14 protein-coding genes and 2 pseudogenes are annotated in these 19390 nt (G+C 59.8%); 6 read left to right on the top strand and 10 right to left on the bottom strand.

Features of this window, described 5'->3' with window-relative positions; translation table 11 throughout:
* Positions 1-70 precede the first annotated feature (70 nt).
* A pseudogene (locus CK228_RS28815) lies at positions 71-5782 on the bottom strand (HAMP domain-containing protein).
* 769 nt (positions 5783-6551) lie between these two features.
* Between CK228_RS28815 and CK228_RS28810 the strand changes: the two are divergent.
* Complete coding sequence (locus tag CK228_RS28810) at positions 6552-7847, top strand: divalent metal cation transporter (RefSeq protein ID WP_095790010.1); 1296 nt, start codon at positions 6552-6554, stop codon at positions 7845-7847.
* A gap of 631 nt (positions 7848-8478) precedes the next feature.
* On the opposite strand, the gene CK228_RS35010 is transcribed toward CK228_RS28810, so the two are convergent.
* The 3 genes from CK228_RS35010 to CK228_RS35490 all read right to left on the bottom strand — a co-directional run bounded on the left by CK228_RS35010 (position 8479) and on the right by CK228_RS35490 (position 9428).
* Complete coding sequence (locus CK228_RS35010) at positions 8479-8760, bottom strand: hypothetical protein (RefSeq protein ID WP_142877476.1); 282 nt, start codon at positions 8758-8760, stop codon at positions 8479-8481.
* Between the two features lie 157 nt (positions 8761-8917).
* Positions 8918-9121, bottom strand: coding sequence for a hypothetical protein (locus CK228_RS28800; protein ID WP_095774624.1), 204 nt, complete (start codon positions 9119-9121; stop codon positions 8918-8920).
* A gap of 100 nt (positions 9122-9221) precedes the next feature.
* Positions 9222-9428: a hypothetical protein gene (locus CK228_RS35490; protein WP_095790008.1), complete on the bottom strand. Its 207-nt coding sequence runs from the start codon at positions 9426-9428 to the stop codon at positions 9222-9224.
* A 704-nt stretch (positions 9429-10132) separates the two neighbouring features.
* On the opposite strand from CK228_RS35490, the gene CK228_RS28785 reads away from it, so the two are divergent.
* A complete protein-coding gene (locus CK228_RS28785) occupies positions 10133-11146 on the top strand; it encodes an ATP-dependent DNA ligase (RefSeq protein ID WP_095790006.1) in 1014 nt (337 codons plus the stop codon).
* Positions 11147-11256: 110 nt separating this feature from the next.
* Here the strand turns inward: CK228_RS28785 and CK228_RS28780 are convergent, their stop codons facing one another.
* The 5 genes from CK228_RS28780 to CK228_RS28755 all read right to left on the bottom strand — a co-directional run bounded on the left by CK228_RS28780 (position 11257) and on the right by CK228_RS28755 (position 14800).
* Positions 11257-12594 (bottom strand): sorbosone dehydrogenase family protein, encoded by a 1338-nt coding sequence (locus tag CK228_RS28780; protein ID WP_095790005.1) that lies wholly within the window; start codon positions 12592-12594, stop codon positions 11257-11259.
* The gene (locus CK228_RS28775; protein ID WP_245438134.1) at positions 12581-13033 is read right to left on the bottom strand and encodes a DUF2231 domain-containing protein; all 453 of its coding nucleotides are present in this window, start codon (positions 13031-13033) and stop codon (positions 12581-12583) included. Before CK228_RS28775 ends, CK228_RS28780 begins: the two co-directional genes overlap by 14 nt.
* Before the next feature lie 740 nt (positions 13034-13773).
* A complete protein-coding gene (locus CK228_RS28765) occupies positions 13774-14115 on the bottom strand; it encodes a hypothetical protein (protein ID WP_095790004.1) in 342 nt (113 codons plus the stop codon).
* 13 nt (positions 14116-14128) lie between these two features.
* On the bottom strand, positions 14129-14590 hold the full coding sequence (locus CK228_RS28760; RefSeq protein ID WP_095790003.1) for a hypothetical protein: 462 nt from the start codon (positions 14588-14590) through the stop codon (positions 14129-14131).
* Positions 14591-14800 carry a hypothetical protein gene (locus CK228_RS28755; protein ID WP_095790002.1) on the bottom strand — a complete coding sequence of 70 codons (210 nt, stop codon included), beginning with the start codon at positions 14798-14800 and terminating at the stop codon, positions 14591-14593.
* Between the two features lie 877 nt (positions 14801-15677).
* On the opposite strand from CK228_RS28755, the gene CK228_RS28750 reads away from it, so the two are divergent.
* From CK228_RS28750 to CK228_RS35005, 4 genes are all read left to right on the top strand, one after another.
* Positions 15678-15932, top strand: coding sequence for a helix-turn-helix transcriptional regulator (locus CK228_RS28750; protein ID WP_095790001.1), 255 nt, complete (start codon positions 15678-15680; stop codon positions 15930-15932).
* Positions 15932-17323 carry a type II toxin-antitoxin system HipA family toxin gene (locus tag CK228_RS28745; RefSeq protein ID WP_095790000.1) on the top strand — a complete coding sequence of 464 codons (1392 nt, stop codon included), beginning with the start codon at positions 15932-15934 and terminating at the stop codon, positions 17321-17323. Before CK228_RS28750 ends, CK228_RS28745 begins: the two co-directional genes overlap by 1 nt.
* A 116-nt stretch (positions 17324-17439) precedes the next feature.
* Positions 17440-17967: a ferritin-like domain-containing protein gene (locus CK228_RS28740; protein ID WP_095789999.1), complete on the top strand. Its 528-nt coding sequence runs from the start codon at positions 17440-17442 to the stop codon at positions 17965-17967.
* Between the two features lie 669 nt (positions 17968-18636).
* Positions 18637-19125: a hypothetical protein gene (locus CK228_RS35005; RefSeq protein ID WP_095793416.1), complete on the top strand. Its 489-nt coding sequence runs from the start codon at positions 18637-18639 to the stop codon at positions 19123-19125.
* 11 nt (positions 19126-19136) lie between these two features.
* Here the strand turns inward: CK228_RS35005 and CK228_RS28735 are convergent.
* Positions 19137-19340: pseudogene (locus tag CK228_RS28735) on the bottom strand (IS110 family transposase); the annotation flags it as partial.
* Positions 19341-19390: the final 50 nt, after the last annotated feature.

The raw sequence follows: 19390 nt of genomic DNA, 5'->3' as shown, positions 1-19390 counted from the left end.
TCCCTCGGCCAATTGCCCGGCCTCAAGTTTTCTTACCCTGTTTCTCGAAGGCTTTTGCATGGACCGGCCGTCAGTTCACTGCCAAGAGCATTTGTTCCGGGTTCTCCGTGCGTCCTCGGGAACGGCCTATCCAGACACGAAGCAATGCCAGCAGCAGATCAAGATCGACCGGCTTGGCGATATAATCCGAAGCACCGGCGTCGAGACATTTCTGCCGATCGCCCTTCATCGCTTTGGCAGTGACGGAAATCAGCGGGATGTGAGCGATCGCCGGCGTCGCGCGAATACGCCGCATCGTCTCGTAGCCGTCCATCTCCGGCATCATTATATCGATCAAAGCGGCGTCGACATCGGGCACCTGCTCCAGCAGTGCGATGCCGTCGCGGCCCCGCTCGGCATGGAGAACCTGAATATCGTACGTCTCCAGGACACTGGTGAGCGAGTAGATGTTGCGGATATCGTCGTCGACGATGAGAACTTTCGCCCCAGCCAGGTCGGACTTGCCCGCATGCTCGGTTTCCGTTGCGCGCTCCTCACGGTCCTCTCCTGGCAGCGTCGCCGACATATGAAGCGCCAGCTGAGCGAAATTCTCGGCCCGCGGCGTATTCGCAAGCGCCGGATTCAAGGCCAACACCTGTTCAAGCGCATCAGGATGAGGGGCAAAGAACAACAGCTGCGGAAGGGTTCCGTCGAACTGGTCGGCGAGCTCGTCCAGCGACTGTGCATTGTCCTTGGCCGAGCGCCCGAAACCGAGGACGATGGCATCATATGAAGCCGTGCCGATATCGTCGGCATTTGCCGCGAAACGGCCGACCGCAGTGACCGAGGTCACGCCGTCGCGGATCGCTTCGACTAGCGATAGCCGGCGCTCCGGGTCGGGGTCCGCGACCAGCACGCGCCGCTGAATGCGCAGCTTCCTGGAATGGATATCCTGAAACACCTGCATGAGGTCGTCGGATGAAACAGGCTTGGTGGAAATACTGGATGCCCCCTTGCGGGCGAGACTGTCTATGGCTTCGGCACCCGAGATGACGTGAATGGGAATTCCCTTCGTCTTCTGATCATGGCGCAACAGATCGAAAAGCACCCATCCATCGATGTCCGAAAGCCCTAGATCAAGCGTAATGGCATCGGGAACCAGTTTGCGAGCCAGGGCCAGGGTGCCGGACCCCGCATTCGACAAGACGCCTTTGAGGCCCGCCGAACGAGCGAGACCAAGCAGGAGCCCGCCAAAGGTCGGGTCGTCCTCGACAATGAGCACGACCCGATCGGTCGGCGCGATGGAATCGCGATCATCGATCAGCTCCGCCGAGGGCGAGCTGCCGAGCGATGCCGGCTCGGCAGCAACCTCGGTCGGCGCAGGTAAGGCCGACTGGGCGGCCGCCACACGGGGACCGGCGAACGGTATGACCAGCGTAAAGGTTGAGCCCTTGCCCGGGGTGCTTTCAACCCGTAGCTCACCGCCAAGCAGGCGAGCGATCTCGCGGCTGATCGAAAGCCCGAGCCCGGTGCCGCCATATTTGCGGCTGGTGGTTCCATCTGCCTGCTGGAAAGCTTCGAAGATAAGTTTCTGCTTATCTTCCGGGATGCCGATGCCGGTGTCGGTCACTGCGATCGCCAAGGCCTTCGTCGCGTGCCCGGAACGGTTGCGGCCGCCCGCCTTCTCGACCCGGAAATTCAAGCTGACCTCGCCCTGCGATGTGAACTTGAATGCATTCGAAAGCAGATTGAGGACAATCTGCTGCAGGCGCTTCTCGTCCGTTCGGACCGTCTCGGGCAGTGCGGGATCGACCTTAATAGTGAAGCCGAGGCCCTTGTCGGCGGCCAACTGGCGGAACGTGCGTTCCATATGCTGGCGCAGATGGGTCACCGGCATATCGTTGATATCTATCGAGACGGTACCGGACTCGATCTTCGACAGATCGAGGATGTCGTTGATGAGGCTGAGAAGGTCGGTTCCGGCAGAATTGATGGTGCGCGCGAACTCGACCTGTTTTTCATTCAGATTGCCCTGCTGGTTGGTCGCAAGGAGGTTGGAGAGAATGAGCAATGAGTTGAGCGGTGTACGCAGTTCGTGGCTCATATTGGCCAGGAACTCGGACTTGTACTTGGAAGTAAGCGCCAGCTGTTCGGCTTTCTCCTCCAGGGCGCGCCGTGCCATCTCGATTTCGAGATTCTTGTTTTCCACCTGCTTTTTTTCGTTCTCGAGCAGCTGCGCCTTTTCTTGCAGCTCCTCGTTCGTGGCATGCAACTCTTCCTGCTTCTTGGTCAGCTCGGTCTGCCGCGCCTGCAATTCCGAGGTCAGCAGCTGGGACTGCTTGAGCAGCCCCTCGGTGCGCATCGTTGCGGCAATGGTGTTGAGAACGATGCCGACGGATTCCATCAGCTGGTTGAGAAAGGACTGATGGGTGTCACGGAATTCGCCGAACGAGGCGAGTTCGATGACGGCTTTGACCTCATCCTCGAACAAGGCCGGAAGGATGATGACGTTGGCCGGCGAGGCGCTGCCGAGACCCGACGTTACGCGCAGAAATTCCGGCGGCACATTGTTCAGCATGATGGCGCGCTTGTCGGCGGCACTTTGCCCGACGAGGCCTTCGCGCAGATCGAGACGCTGTTTTATGGCGGCCCTGCTTTCGGCGCCATACGACGCCGCCAACTCAAGATAGGATTCCTCTTCGTCGCGGTTGGTGACGTAGAAGACGCCATATTGCGCGTTCACCAGCGGAGCGAGCTCGGACATGATAAGCCGCGAGACCGTGGCAAGGTCGCGTTCGCCCTGCAGCATGCGCGAAAACCGCGCGAGATTGGTCTTCAACCAATCCTGCTCCGCATTCTTCAGCGTCTGATCCTTCAGATTGCGGATCATTTCGTTGATATTGTCCTTGAGAGCGGCGACTTCACCTGAGGCCTCGACGCTGATCGAACGGGTCAGATCGCCCTTGGTTACCGCCGTCGAAACCTCGGCAATGGCGCGCACCTGAGTCGTCAGGTTGGCGGCGAGCTGATTGACATTATCGGTGAGGTCGCGCCACAGGCCTGCGGCGCCCGGCACGCGGGCCTGCCCGCCGAGCTTGCCCTCGATGCCCACTTCACGCGCGACATTGGTCACCTGGTCGGCGAAGGTGGCCAGCGTCTCAATCATGCCGTTGATGGTGTCAGCGAGAGAAGCGATTTCGCCCTTGGCGTCCACCGTCAGTTTGCGCTTGAGGTTACCTTGCGCAACCGCTGTCACGACGTCGGCGATGCCACGCACCTGATTGGTCAGGTTCGTCGCCATGAGGTTGACGTTGTCGGTCAGGTCCTTCCAGGTCCCGGCGACGCCCTCAACGCGGGCCTGGCCGCCGAGCTTGCCCTCGGTGCCAACCTCACGCGCCACGCGGGTCACCTCGCCGGCGAAGGAGTTGAGCTGGTCCACCATGGTGTTGATGGTCGACTTGAGCTCAAGGATTTCGCCTTTGACGTCGACCGTGATCTTTTTGGAGAGGTCACCGCGCGCCACAGCGGTTGTCACTTCGGCGATGTTGCGCACCTGGCCGGTCAGGTTCTCAGCCATTGAATTGACATTGTCGGTCAGGTCTTTCCAAGTGCCAGCTACGCCGCGCACCTGAGCCTGGCCGCCCAGCTTGCCTTCGGTACCGACCTCGCGCGCCACACGCGTGACCTCCGAGGCGAAGGAATTGAGCTGGTCGACCATCGTGTTGATCGTGTCCTTCAACTCCAGAATCTCGCCGCGGACGTCGACGGTGATCTTCTTCGACAGATCGCCAAGCGCCACGGCCGTGGTCACTTCGGCGATGTTGCGCACCTGGCCGGTAAGATTGGCGGCCATGGCATTGACGTTGTCGGTCAAATCCTTCCAGGTGCCGGCGACGCCACGCACCTGCGCCTGGCCGCCCAGCTTGCCGTCCGAGCCGACCTCGCGCGCCACGCGCGTCACCTCCGATGCGAACGAATTGAGCTGGTCCACCATCGTGTTGATGACGTCCTTGATCTGCAAGATCTCGCCCAGTGCATCGACCGTGATCTTCTGCGTCAGGTCGCCGGTGGCAATCGCCGTCGCCACCTTGGACACATCGCGCAACTGCACGGTTAGATTGCCAGCCATGGCATTGACGTTGTCGGTCAGGTCCTTCCAGGTGCCGCCGACGCCTTCGACATGGGCCTGTCCACCAAGCTTGCCTTCCGAACCGACTTCGCGCGCCACACGCGTCACTTCCGAAGCGAAGGAATTCAACTGATCGACCATCGTGTTGACAGTATCCTTAAGCTCCAGGATTTCGCCCTTGACGTCGACGGTGATTTTCTTCGACAGGTCGCCGCGTGCCACGGCCGTAGTCACCTCGGCGATGTTGCGCACCTGTCCGGTCAGATTGGCAGCCATCAGATTGACATTGTCGGTCAGATCCTTCCACGTGCCGCCAACCCCCCTCACCTCGGCCTGACCGCCGAGCTTGCCTTCGGTGCCGACTTCGCGCGCCACGCGCGTCACCTCCGAGGCAAAAGAGTTCAGCTGGTCCACCATCGTGTTGATGGTGTCTTTCAACTCCAGGATTTCACCTTGAACCGCGACGGTGATCTTCTTTGAAAGATCTCCAGAAGCAACCGCCGTCGTGACCTCGGCGATGTTGCGCACCTGTCCAGTGAGATTTTCAGCCATCGAGTTGACGTTGTCAGTGAGGTCCTTCCAAGTGCCCGCAACGCCGCGCACCTGAGCCTGGCCGCCGAGCTTGCCTTCGGTGCCAACCTCGCGCGCGACGCGGGTCACCTCGCCGGCGAAAGAATTGAGCTGGTCGACCATCGTGTTGATAGTCGATTTCAGCTCAAGGATTTCGCCTTTCACATCGACCGTGATCTTCTTCGACAGGTCGCCCAAGGCGACGGCCGTCGTCACCTCGGCGATATTGCGCACTTGGCCGGTCAGGTTCTCGGCCATGGAATTTACATTGTCGGTCAGATCCTTCCATGTCCCACCGACGCCTTCGACGCGCGCCTGGCCGCCGAGCTTGCCTTCGGTGCCGACTTCGCGCGCCACGCGGGTCACTTCCGAAGCGAAGGAATTGAGCTGGTCGACCATCGTGTTGATCGTGTTCTTCAGCTCCAGGATCTCGCCCTTCACGTCGACGGTGATCTTTTTCTACAGGTCTCCGGATGCAACCGCCGTAGTCACCTCCGCGATGTTGCGCACCTGGCCGGTCAGGTTCGTTGCCATGGCGTTGACGTTATCGGTCAAATCTTTCCACGTCCCGGCGACACCTTTCACGCGCGCCTGACCGCCGAGTTTGCCTTCGGTGCCGACTTCGCGCGCCACGCGCGTCACCTCGGAGGCAAAGGAAGCAAGCTGACCAACCATGGTGTTGACGATCTTGCCTATGCGCAGAAATTCGCCGCGCAGCGGTCGGCCGTCGATCTCGACCATCATCGTCTGCGACAGATCACCCTTGGCTACGGCGCCGATAACGCGAGCGACCTCGGCGGTGGGTTGGACCATGTCTTCTATGAGATCGTTGACGGACCGGACGCTGGATTCCCAACTGCCTGTAGCGTTGCGGACGCGGCCACGCTCGCCTATCCGCCCATCCTTGCCAACGACCCTGCTCAGACGCTCGAATTCTCGGGAGACCTGATCGTTCAGATCCACGATCTCGTTGAAGGTTTCTGCGATCTCGGAATCGAGGCCTTCGTAGACGTTGTCGATGCGGACTGAAAAGTCACCACGTCGGAAGGCCTTCAAAGAATTCAGTATGCTACGACGGGCCAATTGCTTCTTGGATGCCTGCACAGTCACAGCGCCACTCCCAATCGATCCATGTAGGATAAATCCCCCTCGTGCGCGGACGTCACACTACCCCGCAAGCCTCCAAACGCCGCAATTTCAATTTTGTTCCGCGCCGCATTTATCAACTGTCCCAAGTCGAAAATTGCACGAACGTGTGAGTTACCGGATGGCGAACTGCACTGGCGTCGCCGAGCGCCCGCCCTGGTTCTCTAACAACGACGTCCCTTCTTTTCACACGCGGTTCAGCCGGCCCGTGGGTGTCGCAGAAAGGCTCGCAATTTCCTGAGGCTCCTGCGCGGGATCAGATCGATCTCGCCGACAAGTTTTGCCCCGTCCTTGTGCCGCTCCAAAGGCAATATGAACATTCGCTTGTCGGGATGGAAATTACCGCTGCCGCGCCCAAGGCCACAGGCCACCGATCGCCCGAACGTGCGTGCTTTCCTCGACCCGACCCGCCAGCGGCCAGAACCCGCTCGCCAGCGGTGATGGGATTTCGGTCTCCTCGACGACCGCAGTACCAATCATCGAGCGAGACCGAGAGCTCCTTTAGGCTGAGCATTGCGTCGCCTTCGGTTTCTCCGCGGCGCAATTTGCCATTCTTCAAAAGCGTCCGGCGCGGAACGATCGGGGATCTCTCGCATTTGGTGTGAGAAATATTAGCGTCAACTGAAATGAAAATTGTCCCCAGCGTGACGGCGAGACCAAGCAGCGCGACCACCGCCGCTCACCGAACTTCAAGAGATCCGCCACCAGAGCGAATAGCGAGAGGAATATGACTGAGATCGTGCACAAGACTGCCGCTGCATCGGTAAATCAGCCGGATAGCTCGAAGATTTTGCAGATCATTGGCCCGGGATTGATCACGGGCGCTTCGGACGATGATCCCAGCGGCATCGCAACATACTCTCAGGTCGGTGCCCAGTTCGGCTATGGCCTGGGGTGGGTAATGCTGTTCAGCTGGCCTCTTATGTGCGCCATCCAGGAAATTAGCGCCAGGATTGGCCGCGTTACCGGCCGTGGCATAGCGGGCAATCTGCGAAAGCACTATCCATCTGCAGTCGGCATCTCGATCGTTTTCCTTTTGATGGTCGCCAATATAATCAATATCGGTGCCGACCTTGGCGCAATGGGAGCTGCGCTGAAACTGATCGCGGGCGGTCCCCAGCTACTGTACGTCGCTACGTTCGGGATCCTCACGGCCCTGCTTGAGATCTTCTCGCAATACGCTCGCTATGTTTCGGTGCTGAAGTGGCTTACGCTGTCGCTGCTCGCCTATGTCGCGGTGGCCTTCGTTGCGAAAGTGCCCTGGTCGACGGTCGGCTACAATCTGATTGTTCCACACATCAGCTTTCAAAACCAATACATCACCTCCGTCGTGGCCATCCTTGGGACTACGATTAGCCCCTACCTTTTCTTCTGGCAGGCCGGACAGGAAGTTGAGGAAGTCAAGGACCGCGATGAAGCATCGCCGTTGAGGGTAGCGCCCGAGCAGGCACCGGAAGAACTCAAACGTATTCGCATCGATACCTATTTTGGAATGGCGATCTCGAACGCTGTCGCACTCTTCGTTATCGTGACGACGGCTGCAACGCTGCACGCCAGCGGCGTCACCGACATCGAGACTTCATCGCAGGCGGCGGAAGCTCTTCGCCCGATTGCAGGCAAGTTCGCTTTCCTCGTCTTTGCGATTGGAATTATCGGAACGGGACTGCTGGCCCTGCCGGTGCTCGCCGGCTCGTCCGCCTATGCGTTGGGCGAGACGCTTGGTTGGAATGTCGGACTGGCCAAAAAGCCGCATCGGGCCAAAGCCTTTTATACCACGATTGCAGCAGCGACGCTGATCGGCGCCGGCCTCAATTTCACTTCGATCGATCCCATAAAGGCGCTGTTCTGGAGCGCCGTCATCAACGGCGTGGTGGCTGTCCCGGTAATGGGCATGATGATGCATCTTTCGGGCAAGCGGGCGGCGATGGGCGATTTTCAGCTGCCAATAGGCCTCAAGATTATGGGCTGGGTGGCCACCGCGGTGATGGCGGCTGCTGCCGTGGCGCTGTTCGTAACATGGTAGAGACCCCAGGCTGTTGGAAGGCGTCGCCGATGCCTGGTGGGCCGACGCCTGATCAGCGCGGAACCCACCTTAAGCATTGGGTTGGAGGTCTTGGAGCTTCGACGCTGGATCAGCCGCCCATCTTCTTTGCCATCGCACAGAAATTCTGCGTGCGACAACGCGAGAAGCCCGCGCTGCCTCCTGCAGAGGAGGACGGACAATAGCATGTGGTTGTTTACAGCTGTCATTCTCGGGTTTGTGTTAGCCCTGTCGCTAGGTTGGGCGGTTGGCGGCTTTTCAAGGTAACATTGTTGACTCCCAACTGCGTAACCAACGGCGTGTTTCGTGCGGGTGTCCCGTACTGTCCATGCGCGCCATCACGCGTCTGGCGACGGGGAAGGCTGTCCGAGCAGATCGGCGTGCCGAGAATGAAAAGGTCGGCCGCCAGGATTTACTAGCGCCGGCCAGTCGTCGCCATTCCCATGTCGGAAAGCACTCCCGGCTTGACGTCGTGATCCAAGGCCTGCACATCGCGCCTCTCACCCAGGGCCCTTGAGTGCGGAGAGCAGATCGGCGGCGAGGACCTCTCCTGTCGTCGAAGGCTTTCAGCAATTGAGGGGAGGCGGTGGCACTTTTGAGCCCTCGAGGGTCCTCAACCCGAGCGCATTACACCAGGCTCTTCGGCGGGTGGATCGCTGGGATCCGATGGACCGTTCTCAAGCAGGTCGGAGAAATTGACAGCCGCGACCAGATAGCCGGCATCATCGTAGACGTTGACGTGAGAGCCAGAGTGGTCGGCATCTGCTGGAGCGCTGCTCGCCGCCGCTCTTACCAATTCCAAAGCTTTGGGACTGGCCAAGTCGACGCTCGCGAGATTCTGCACAGTAATGTGGGAGCGACCTGCAACAACAGTTTCAAAACGAAAATTGGGCATTGCAGCTTCTCTTAAAGGGCATCGGAAACGTTCCTTCGTTCCGAATACGCGTGGATTAGGGCTTGCAACGCCGTCGTCTGCTGCCCTTGGGACGTTCGGCTTCGACGTCATTCTTGGAAGCAACCTCTGATCAATCTGCCGGCCTTGCGTTCCTCGTCTATTTCTGCGGCGCGGCTGGCTGAGTTGGCTGGACGCCTTGCTGATCGCCGCCCGTGCTCGATTTCGCCGTTGGATCCCTGTCGACTTGCGGATTCTGATCTGGCGGCTGATTGCTCACCGAGTTCGTCTTCGAGCCGTCGACGCCATTGTCACTGCATCCGGCGATGAGGCCTGCGACCACTATCAAAGCCAATCGTCTCATCTGTGCGCTCCTTTAGCGCTGAACTAGCGACGCTGGTGAATGTTCCAAAAGGCTTGCGTTAAAGGTCCGGACGGCACCGGCTGCGCCAAGGGCTCCCTCACTACCGTTGTAAGGTCCGAACGGGGAAGGATGCCCCCCAGTCGCCACGGCGATCAGCAGAACCGCCAAAGCGCGCAACGCCATCGGCGTCTTTCGAGAAGATTTGCGCCATGATCGCGCCGACCTGCATCGCCTTGAAGCCATCCTCGACCTTCGCCGAGGCGCCGCCCTTTGCGATGATCTTGCCGGCAAGGTCGAGATCCCTCATTGTGCGAGCCCGCAAGCGGACCGCCCTCCCCGGTCGCAGCCGGTGGCTATCTGGTGAAAGGGTCAGCGCAGCCGACGCTGGAGGTCGTGTCCGGAGTTGACATCACAATGCCAGGCGGCCTTACCCCCACTTCACGAAGGTCAAGTAGGACAACATATGTTTGGGGCGAGCCGAAGCGGTTGTTGAGATTCAGTAGTTGATCCTCGCAATGTCGGAAAATGCCCCGCCCGGGTACCCGTCCCCTCGGAAACCAGTTGCCGCGCCGAGCGTTCAAGTTGGATGAACACAGGAGAGAATTTCATCCGGGCCATTGCTATCGAACGTACAGGGGGATGCCTCTGCCGAAAGATCCGCTATTGGGTCGCAGGCGACCCGCGCGTGCATTACTGCCATTGCGACATATGCCGAGGTGCGACCGGCAGCGCCTTTGCGGTGCTCGCGTGGCTGCCTCCTACCGGAGGTTCTTGGCAAAGCGAGGAACCTACCTGCCGCCGGTCATCGCCCCTCGCCCAGCGCGGCTTCTGCCAAGCGTGCGGGACGCAGCTTACTCTTGCCTATGATGCCCCCGTCCAGGAAATCGCCCTGCCTGTCGGAACCTTCGACAATCCGGCGGAACTCGAGCTACAACACAATCACGGATCCGCGCAGCCGCTCAGCTGGGTTTGCTGCGGCATCGACCTGCCCCATCGCGATAGGACAGAGCGATGGTAGGGGCATCCGGCGTTGAGTTTCCCTTGCCCTTGAACACGCAGCCCATGGAAGCGCGCCAGGCGATGGCATTGCCGCGAGACGACGGTCCCTGGCAGTACGAACCGAAATGGGATGGCTTCCGCTGCCTCGCCTTCAAGGGCGGCAAGGCCGTCGACCTCAGGGCAAAATCCGGCAAACCGCTTGGCCGCTATTTTCCCGAACTGCTGGCGGCCTTGAGTGCGCACGATGCGACAGATTTCGTCATCGACGGTGAAATCATAATCGAGATCGAGGGCCGTGCCTCTTTCGATGCGCTGCAGATGCGGCTTCATCCAGCAGAGAGCCGCATCCGCAAGCTCAGTCGGGAAACTCCCGCACGCCTGGTCGTCTTCGATATGCTTGTGGCTCCGGGAGGTCGGCCGCTAATGGACCTGCCATTGCATGATCGGCGCACGGAAGCCGAGGACTTGGTGGCCAAGGCAACAACCAAGGCTTTGCGGCTTTCGCCGGCCGCCACCAGCCTGGCGACAGCCGACAAGTGGTTGAAGGGCGCCGGTAGCGGTTCCACCGACGGCGTCGTGGCCAAGCTGCTCAACGGTCCCTACAAGCCGGGCGAACGCGCGATGGTGAAGGTAAAGCGCCTGCGCACGGCCGACTGTGTGGTGGGCGGGTTCCGCTATCTGAACGGCAAACGACAGGTTGGATCGCTGCTGCTCGGTCTCTACAACAAAGATGGTCTGCTCGATCATGTCGGATTCACATCGACCATTGCCAATGACGAGCGTGCGGTGCTGACGGAAAAGCTCGAACACCTGCGTGGCGGATCCGGCTTCACCGGCAAGGCGCCGGGCGGCCCGAGCCGCTGGAGCACCGAGCGTAGCGGCGAATGGGAACCGATAATACCGGAACTGGTCGTCGAGGTTCGCTTTGACCATGTCACCGGCGACCGCTTCCGGCATGGAACAAAGCTCGTGCGCTGGCGTCCAGACAAGGCGCCGCGCCAATGTACTTTCGAGCAACTAGGCTAGTCCAAGACCTGCACCAATCGCCGCAATCAGCCTCCGAAAGCGAACAGCCCTATCCTTGACGTCGGCAATCGCCCTCGAGGAGCACTGCAGACGTTGAGGGCGTAAATGCCTTATGACCCTGGCGCCGCCGCCGTTACACGCCACACAGTGTTTCCTACATCATCCGCGATCAGGAGCGCCCCGGATTTGTCGACGGCCACGCCAACCGGCCGACCTCGCGCCTCGCCTTTGGCATTGAGGAAGCCGGAGACGACGTCCTGGGCCTTGCCGTTGGGACGTCCGCCGCTGAAGGGCACGAAGACCACCTTGTAACCGTTGAATCGGTCACGATCCCAGCTCCCGTGCTCGCCGACAAAGGCGCCGCCACGATATGAAGGCGGCAGGTTTCCAGCCGTATAGAAGGCGAGCCCGAGCGGCGCGACGTGCGAGCTCAGCGCATAGTCGGGCGGAATAGCTTTGGCTACCATATCCGGCCGCTGCGGCATGACACGCGGATCGACATGTTGGCCGTAATAGCTGTATGGCCAGCCATAGAAGGCTCCGTCCTTCACTGACGTCATGTAGTCGGGCACCAGGTTTGGCCCTAGCTCGTCGCGCTCGTTGACGACCGTCCACAGCGCCTTGCTTTGCGGTTCGAACGACAGGCCATTGGGATTGCGCAGCCCGCTGGCGAAGATGCGCGACCGGCCGGTGGCCCGGTCGACCTCCCAGATGGCGGCACGGTCTTTCTCGGCCTGGATGCCATTCTCGGTGATGTTACTGTTGGAACCGACCCCGACGTAGAGCAGGGAACCGTCCGGACTCGCCACCAGGCTCTTCGTCCAGTGGTGGTCGATTGGCCCGCCCGGCAACTCCGTGAGCACCTTGCCGGGTGCAGTGATCTTGGTGTCGCCTTGATTATACGGATAGCGAACGATCGCGTCGGTGTTGGCCACATATAGATCGTTACCGACCAGTGCCACACCGAAGGGCGAATTCAGCTGATCAAGGAATACGCCCTGGTAATCCGGCTTGCCGTCGCCATTGGCGTCGCGCAGGAGGGTGATGCGGTTGCTCGGACCGGTGTCGCCGCCGGACGTGACCCAGCCTTCGATCAACGCCATGACGAGATCCTTTGGCCGCTTGGCTGACGCCTCAGGAGGCGCCTTCGATTCCACCACCAATATGTCGCCGTTGGGCAGCACGTAGAGCGAGCGCGGATGCTGCAGGCCGTTGGCAAGCGCTTGGATACGAAGGCCCTGTGCGACGGTCGGAGTTTCATCATTCTTCCAGCCGACAACGGATGCCAGGTGCATCGGCGGGAAAAGATACTGGTTGATTTCTGGCAGTTTCGGATTTGGTCCGATCTGCTCGTTCGGATCAGTATTGTCATTGCTGCAGCCAGCAACGCCCAACACAGTCGAGCCGAGCAAAACCAACGCTACCCATTTGCTGTCAAGTCGTTTCATCTGCCACTCCCACGTGATGGCGATAAACCAACGCCCAGCCCAGCCAACCGGTAAAGATCAGTATGACCACAACGAGCGCCGAGAGGATTAATCCTGTCGGCACCACCGACGTCCATGCGTCGCGCGTGTGCACCAGCATGTTGAAGAAGGCGAGAATGATCGCAAGGAGATTGCCAGCCATATGCACCCAAGCGATCGGTTGTTCGCGTATCCGGCGCCCCCAAAGGAAATCGATGAACCCGGCGATGGCAGCCAGGATTCCCACAATGACGCCAACAGTCAGCAGCCAAGCCGAGAAGTTTGCCCACATCATTTCCGCGGTCCGCCAATAGGCGATGTCGGTCAATAATGCGCCAACGAAGAAGGCAATCGGGACGGTGACCAGCATTGGATGGATTGGATGGCCGGCGATTTGAGCCGTCGATTTCGGATTTTCCATGCCTTGCCCCCTGGGAGCGAAGTGAGCGCGCGTCTGAGATCAGACTAAAAATAACAGGAGGCAAAGGCGAAGGTTCCAAGCGATTTCGTGTAGGTCACTAGAAGTGAATGGAGGAAATGGCGCCGATCCCGCTCAAAAGCGACTCGCTTTCGGCTCGCCTCCCTCGAAATAAAAGGGCGTGCCAGCCTGGGGGCGGCTGCACCGAGTTCACCTATTGGCTTGGTGTCCTGGCATACCCAGAAAGTCTGGAAGATTTGTGCGGTTGTTGGGCGGCTAGACCACAGTTCGGCAAAGAGGTACCGCTCGACGGCCGCGTCCGCAGATCGACGTGACCGAGCCGCTGCCGTATTGGACGCGCAACAAGGGACCATGGCGCCTATTCGCGTTAGGTCGAGCGGGGCAATATCGTCCTCGGCGGCAGGACCGAAAGGGTGCCGGTCGACCTCGATCCAGGCCATGCGGTCGCCGCTCGCACGCGCCTTCCGTTGCAATTGCGCGCCATCGCGCGATTGCTGCCGGCAACTGCACCGGTCGCGGTTATCCGCACGTGGTCGGGCTGCGATGGCTATGTCAGGGACATGCTGCCTTTCATCGAATCCAGCTTGGGTCCAGGGTCTCGAACTGTTGGCGCCACGGGTACCTCTACCGGCTGACGGACAAGGCGCGTTGTCCGATACCTCTAGAATTCCCCTGGGCTTTTCTGGACTTCAGAAGACGACCGATCCCAATAAATCTGTGGGTTAGCCACGCCGTTGATGAGGGGGTGCCGACAGCGCCCCTGGCCGACGCCGGTCAGGCCATTTTCCCAACAGCGGGGTGGTCCGGTTTTCACCAATTGCCGAAGTGCCGACGATTGGGATGAAGGATAGCTCGGCCGGCCTTCCCTTGGGTGTTTTCAGCGCCTCGATTTCATCATCTCGCCGCGCAATGCGGCTTTCTAGATTGGCGATACGTTCGGTGAGGAAATAGCGACCCACGATGAACCCCCCGGTTCCAAAAAGGATAGCGAAAGTAAGGAAGGCCATGGGGTTGGCGATCACCAAAGCGGCATTGGTCTGGAAGAATTCGATTAAGTCGTGCATTCTCAAAATCCCTTTAGTTCCTTGGAAGTTTGTGGACTTCCAACCTCACCGGTCCGCCCCGTTCGCAACTCGTGCACAAGAGCGCCTGCTCCACCGAGCTGAACAGGGCTTCCTTACCGTACCTTTTGATCAAGCTGGCGGGCTTCACTTCCGCATGATGCGAGCAGCTCTTGCACCACGCTCTTAGCGTGTGCCAGCTGCGGAGGTCGCCGAGAGCCACGTCCAGTCCGGCGTGAATGCTGCCATCGATGATCGTCTGGGGCGAGACCTTCACCTCGCCCGGCGTGATGATCTTCTCCATGACGTGGCGGCTGTTGTAGTGGATCAGCATCATGCCCGGCCGCCGCCGGATGGCGGCTTGCCAGGCCGCTTGGCTCACCACCGCGTCCGGCGATCGACAGATAGTTTCGAGATGCGTCTTCTCCTCTCGGTCCCATACTTCGATCCGGAAATTGTCTTCGGCGGTGTCGACCATCTAGGGGCGCGCCTTGTGCCAGCCGCGGGAAAAGCCATTCGAGACCGCCGCGCGAAACAAGGCGAGTTCCCGTTCCAGTTCGGCGTTCCTGGCCAGAGCGGTCAGCAAGGCGACCACAGCGTCGCTCCCAACTGCAGCAATGGCTTGCAGGCCCGCCAATTCCAGTTCCGACATAGCTTCGCCGATCGGCGCATTTTGGCGCTTTCCCATGGCCCTTTTCCTGCTCAGATAGATCAGGAATAAGGAACATATTCCTGTCAGGTCAAGAGGCGCTTGACTATTTTGTTCTCATTCCGTTCACTGTAGACAATTGAGACAGGAGCCATCAAACCGATCACCGCAAAAAAATCCGAGCAGCCCGAGAGATGCCGGTCGTATAGCTTTGCGGCTGTCGCTGACAACTTCGTCGTTGCGCACAAGGGCGATGAAGGCGCTGAAGGAAATGATCGTGCTGGACGGCCGTTTTCAGGAGCATCTCGATAGTGCAACTCCCCTCCCCTTGTGAAAAGCACGGATGAGCGAGGAATCAATCAAGCTGGCCGAAGGCCTGATGGCGGCGCCGCGACAAAGTGGACGGATCGCAATCATGCCTGCGAGTTTGATGAGTGTGGGAAGCGCCCGCCGGTCGGATTTGCGAAGCCGCGACAGGCACCGGTTCTGAACCTCGCCCGGCTTACTCACATGGCCGGCGCGGCCCGGCTAGTCATCCTGTGTCAACCTGAAGGCTGGCTGGGCCGCTTGCGACGAGGCATCGCCTCGAAGATCACTTCGAAAACGCTTTCGGCATCAAGGGCGCGACTTCCGCGTGATGTGAGCCGGTCTTGCACCACGCGTAGCGCGTACCAGCTGCGCAAGGCGCCCAGCGCGACGTCCAGTCCGGCGTGAATATGTCCGGCATGAAGATGCCGTCAATGGCCGTCTGCGGCCGGGCCGGCTTGCCTCGGGTCCGAGATTTAAGGGGGCGGCACAATACGCGAGTGCGCATAATGATGCCTTATACGCAATCCCGTATAATGCCATAGTATACGCGATTGCGTATATTGACTTTAGATACGCGAATGCGTATATAAGACTCTGGAGGCTTAGCATGACCGCCCAGATCGCACGCAACGAAAAGCAACTTGGCGCCATCCTGCGACGCGCGCGTAGGCAGGCCGACCTCACACAAGAGATGCTTGGCAACCAAATCCATCTGCGCCAGGCGACGGTGTCTCGCCTTGAGGCCGGCGAGCCAGCGGTGCAGCTCAGTACGTTGATGGCCGCTCTCTCCGCGCTCGACCTTGAACTCGTCGTTCGCCCGCGCAGCAAAAGCAGCGCTACGGAGATCGAGGACCTGTTCTGATGGCGCGGCGGCCGGCTCACACACCGCTAAATGTCTTCCTAAACGGGCGCCTGGTCGGCGTGCTGCGCAGACAATCAACCGGCGCCGTGGACTTCAAATATGCAAGCGAATGGCTGGATTGGCAGGGCACTTTCCCGGTCTCGCTCTCGTTGCCTCTACGAGACGACCGCTATATCGGCGCGCCTGTGATCAATGTCTTCGACAACCTGCTTCCCGACAATGAAGCCATCCGCAAGCGCGTTGCCGAACGCGTCGGTGCGGCTGGCACCGATGCCTACAGCCTGCTGGCCATACTCGGCCATGACTGCGTCGGCGCGCTCCAGTTCTTGCCCGATGGTATCGATCCTGGCAATCCCGGCAGCAGCGATGGCAAGCCAGTCAGCAAAAAGGATATCGCCGAGATGATCGAAAACCTCGCAACCAGTCCTCTCGGCCTCGGTGAGGACGAAGATTTCCGTATCTCGATCGCCGGCGCCCAAGAAAAAACCGCACTCCTGCGCAAGGATGGACGCTGGTTCAAGCCGATCGGCACTGCAGCGACCACCCACATCCTCAAACCACAGATCGGCAGGTTGCCGAATGGCATCGATCTCTCCAATAGCGTTGAGAACGAGTATCTGTGCCTTAAGCTGCTGGAGGCGTTCGGCGTTCCTGCCGCCAAGACAGAGATCGCGGATTTTGGGGAGCGCCGCACGCTGATTGTCGAGCGCTTCGACCGGTTATGGGCTAGGGACGGCCGTCTCCTGCGCCTCCCGCAGGAGGACATGTGTCAAGCGCTGTCGGTCCCGCCCACGCGCAAGTACCAGTCAGAGGGTGGTCCTGGTATGCGGGAGATCATCGAGATCCTGAAGGGCAGTGACAGGCCCGAAGAGGACATCACGGTCTTTCTGCGCGCTTGCATCGTATTCTGGCTGATCGGGGCGACTGACGGCCATGCCAAGAATTTTAGCATCTTTCTGGGTTCAGGCGGGCGGTTCCGGATGACGCCGCTCTATGACGTACTGAGCGCGCAGCCCAGCCTAGATGCCGGGCAGATTCCCCGAAAGAAGTTCAAGTTGGCAATGTCGGTCGGCACGAGCCGGCACTATCCGATACATGAGATCGTGCCCCGTCACTTCTTGCAGATCGCCGACGTTGCTGGCGTGGGGACATCTCTGATACGCAAAATTTTCGACGACCTCGGCGAAAACGCCGAGAGGCAGGCCGAGGCCGTGATCTCTTCGTTGCCGCGTCACTTTCCCGGGCAGCTCGCCGCGTCGGTCAGGTCGGCAATAGCCAAGCGCGTGATGCTTCTCGCTGAAACCCAGAGACTAAGCTCAGAGGACGGCCGGACAAGAATTCAGGCTACCCGATCGGGCAGTCCTTATCGACATCGCCTGCGCCGCAGCTAAGACCGGCTCTACGCACTCGATATCTTCTGAAATCTCCTGCCGCAGCTTGGAACCTCGCGTTTCGAATGAAGTTGGAAACTCACCCACATGGGTTCATCAATAAGGAGAAAACAGCAATGGCAGCTACGAAGAAGGCAACAGCCACCAATAAAGGCCTTGAGGACATGTTTCTCGGAGGCCTGAAGGACATCTACTATGCCGAGAAAAAGATCTTGAAGGCGTTGCCGAAGATGGCAAGGGGCGCGGACGACCAGCAGGTCACTGCCGCCTTTGAGAAGCATCGTGCCGAGACCGAAGGCCAAGTCGAGCGACTGGAAGAAGTATTTGAGATTCTCGGTATGCCGGCCCGAGGCAAAACCTGTCCGGCCATCGACGGCATTCTTGAGGAAGGTTCCGAGATCCTTGAGGAGTACAAAGGCTCGGTCTCGCTGGACGCCGGGCTGGTAGGCGCCGCGCAGGCGGTCGAACACTACGAAATCGCGCGCTATGGCACGTTGATTGCGTGGGCGACATCCCTTGGCAGGGATGATGTCGCGGAATTGCTCAACGCCAACCTGGAAGAAGAAAAAGCCACCGACGAAGCATTGACGTCGCTTGGCGAGGCGGGCGTGAACGAGCGGGCTGCCGAACAGCAGGCCGCCTGACCCGGTCGTCCGAGGGGTCCCTTTGCCGGACCCCTCACCGCCGGTTTGGTACAAGCCCTTCCGCGTCGACGGACATCCGCGCCAGCCTAACAGACGGCGAGACGAAGCAGTTAGACCAACGAACATCTAAGTCGTCCGGCGATCGAACGCGACGCCCACTGCCACGGCGTTAGCCGCAATTCTCGTCGAGCGCCGGTAACAGCACACGCTCGCAGCGCAGTCTCGATCGATTATTCAGCCCGAAGCGCATGAACCCGCTACCGGACCCGAAGGCCTGCGCACCTCATTTAGCCGCCGCGAAAAGACCGGGTAGAGAAAAGCCTGCGATATTCTCCGAGGTGTAGCCGGCAACGAGGATTAGTACGAACGCCTAAGAAACTTACCCGCTTACACTATGTGTAAGGCCATGCGGCGTCTTTCCTGATGGCGCCGCTGGCCGCGGGGCTGTATGGTCGGCCTCCGCTTATGCTAGGTGCGCGGGCCGCTCCCCGGCACTGAACGCATGGCTCGATTTGCGATTTCCTCGCGCTGACCGATGCGGGCTACTCCCTCCCCTAAAACGCAGCACCCCCGTATGCCAAAACCTTCCACATCGAGACCATCTGACTGCGCGACCGGAACCTTTCATGAAGAGCGGGGTTCGTCGGTGGTGCCAACGGATATAGCGCCTTGAAGCTCGACAACGAAGTTCGCCATACCTCCGAGGAGCTGGATGATCGCGTACTGGCTGACGTCGTGACGGCACTCTGCAGGCGCGTCAACGTTAGCCATGACTTCGACATTCCATATATTGCCGGCTACAGCGACAACGCAAAGACCATTTACATCGACCGGCACCTGCCCCGGACACTAGCTTGGAAGGGACGGGACTTCAGGTTAGCGCCGTTCTTGGTAACCCATGAAATCGTCGAAAAAGCCTTGCTCGATGAGCTGCGGCTTCACTACCTGCACGCGCACCAGGTCGCCTTGCGCGCCGAGCGCGACGCCGTGCGAGGGGCGGGGTTGACATGGCGAGCCTACCAACGGGTGATGAAAGCCCATGAAAAGCCGATCGATGAGGAAAAGCTGAAACGCGTTCCGGGGGACTTGGATCTGACGCCCTATAAGGATTTGGATGACTTCCAGATACTTGAACGGCTTACCAGAGCTGCGCGGTAATGGAAGGGAGCCAGGCGCCATGCAATCGGCCGGTGATAGTTCACCGTCGCCTCGAAGCCACAGACCACGGGGCGACCGTACGTCTGCAGGACTTCGACCAGATGGTCGTGCTCAGCACGGTTGTTGAGGACCTGCAGACGGCGTCGGCGTTTGTGGCTTGGGTCTTCGATCAGAACTTCATTGCGGACCTTGGCGATATCGATCGCTACCAGCACCGCGCCGGTGGGTGTAGAATCGAAGTGGTCATGGTCGGTCTCTCCGGAAT

It is taken from the genome of Mesorhizobium sp. WSM4312 (assembly GCF_002294875.1).
In the GTDB taxonomy this organism is placed as follows: Bacteria; Pseudomonadota; Alphaproteobacteria; order Rhizobiales; family Rhizobiaceae; genus Mesorhizobium.
Note: the sequence above shows the minus strand (reverse complement) of the source record. Positions and strands in the feature narration are given on the sequence as shown.

What these genes read in the sequence shown, in the direction of transcription:
- CK228_RS28810 (WP_095790010.1), top strand. Translation starts at nt 6,552, where the DNA reads ATGACTGAGATCGTGCACAAGACTGCCGCTGCATCGGTAAATCAGCCG.
- CK228_RS35010 (WP_142877476.1), bottom strand. Translation starts at nt 8,760, where the DNA reads ATGCCCAATTTTCGTTTTGAAACTGTTGTTGCAGGTCGCTCCCACATT.
- CK228_RS28800 (WP_095774624.1), bottom strand. Translation starts at nt 9,121, where the DNA reads ATGAGACGATTGGCTTTGATAGTGGTCGCAGGCCTCATCGCCGGATGC.
- CK228_RS35490 (WP_095790008.1), bottom strand. Translation starts at nt 9,428, where the DNA reads ATGAGGGATCTCGACCTTGCCGGCAAGATCATCGCAAAGGGCGGCGCC.
- CK228_RS28785 (WP_095790006.1), top strand. Translation starts at nt 10,133, where the DNA reads ATGGTAGGGGCATCCGGCGTTGAGTTTCCCTTGCCCTTGAACACGCAG.
- CK228_RS28780 (WP_095790005.1), bottom strand. Translation starts at nt 12,594, where the DNA reads ATGAAACGACTTGACAGCAAATGGGTAGCGTTGGTTTTGCTCGGCTCG.
- CK228_RS28775 (WP_245438134.1), bottom strand. Translation starts at nt 13,033, where the DNA reads ATGGAAAATCCGAAATCGACGGCTCAAATCGCCGGCCATCCAATCCAT.
- CK228_RS28765 (WP_095790004.1), bottom strand. Translation starts at nt 14,115, where the DNA reads ATGCACGACTTAATCGAATTCTTCCAGACCAATGCCGCTTTGGTGATC.
- CK228_RS28760 (WP_095790003.1), bottom strand. Translation starts at nt 14,590, where the DNA reads ATGGTCGACACCGCCGAAGACAATTTCCGGATCGAAGTATGGGACCGA.
- CK228_RS28755 (WP_095790002.1), bottom strand. Translation starts at nt 14,800, where the DNA reads ATGGGAAAGCGCCAAAATGCGCCGATCGGCGAAGCTATGTCGGAACTG.
- CK228_RS28750 (WP_095790001.1), top strand. Translation starts at nt 15,678, where the DNA reads ATGACCGCCCAGATCGCACGCAACGAAAAGCAACTTGGCGCCATCCTG.
- CK228_RS28745 (WP_095790000.1), top strand. Translation starts at nt 15,932, where the DNA reads ATGGCGCGGCGGCCGGCTCACACACCGCTAAATGTCTTCCTAAACGGG.
- CK228_RS28740 (WP_095789999.1), top strand. Translation starts at nt 17,440, where the DNA reads ATGGCAGCTACGAAGAAGGCAACAGCCACCAATAAAGGCCTTGAGGAC.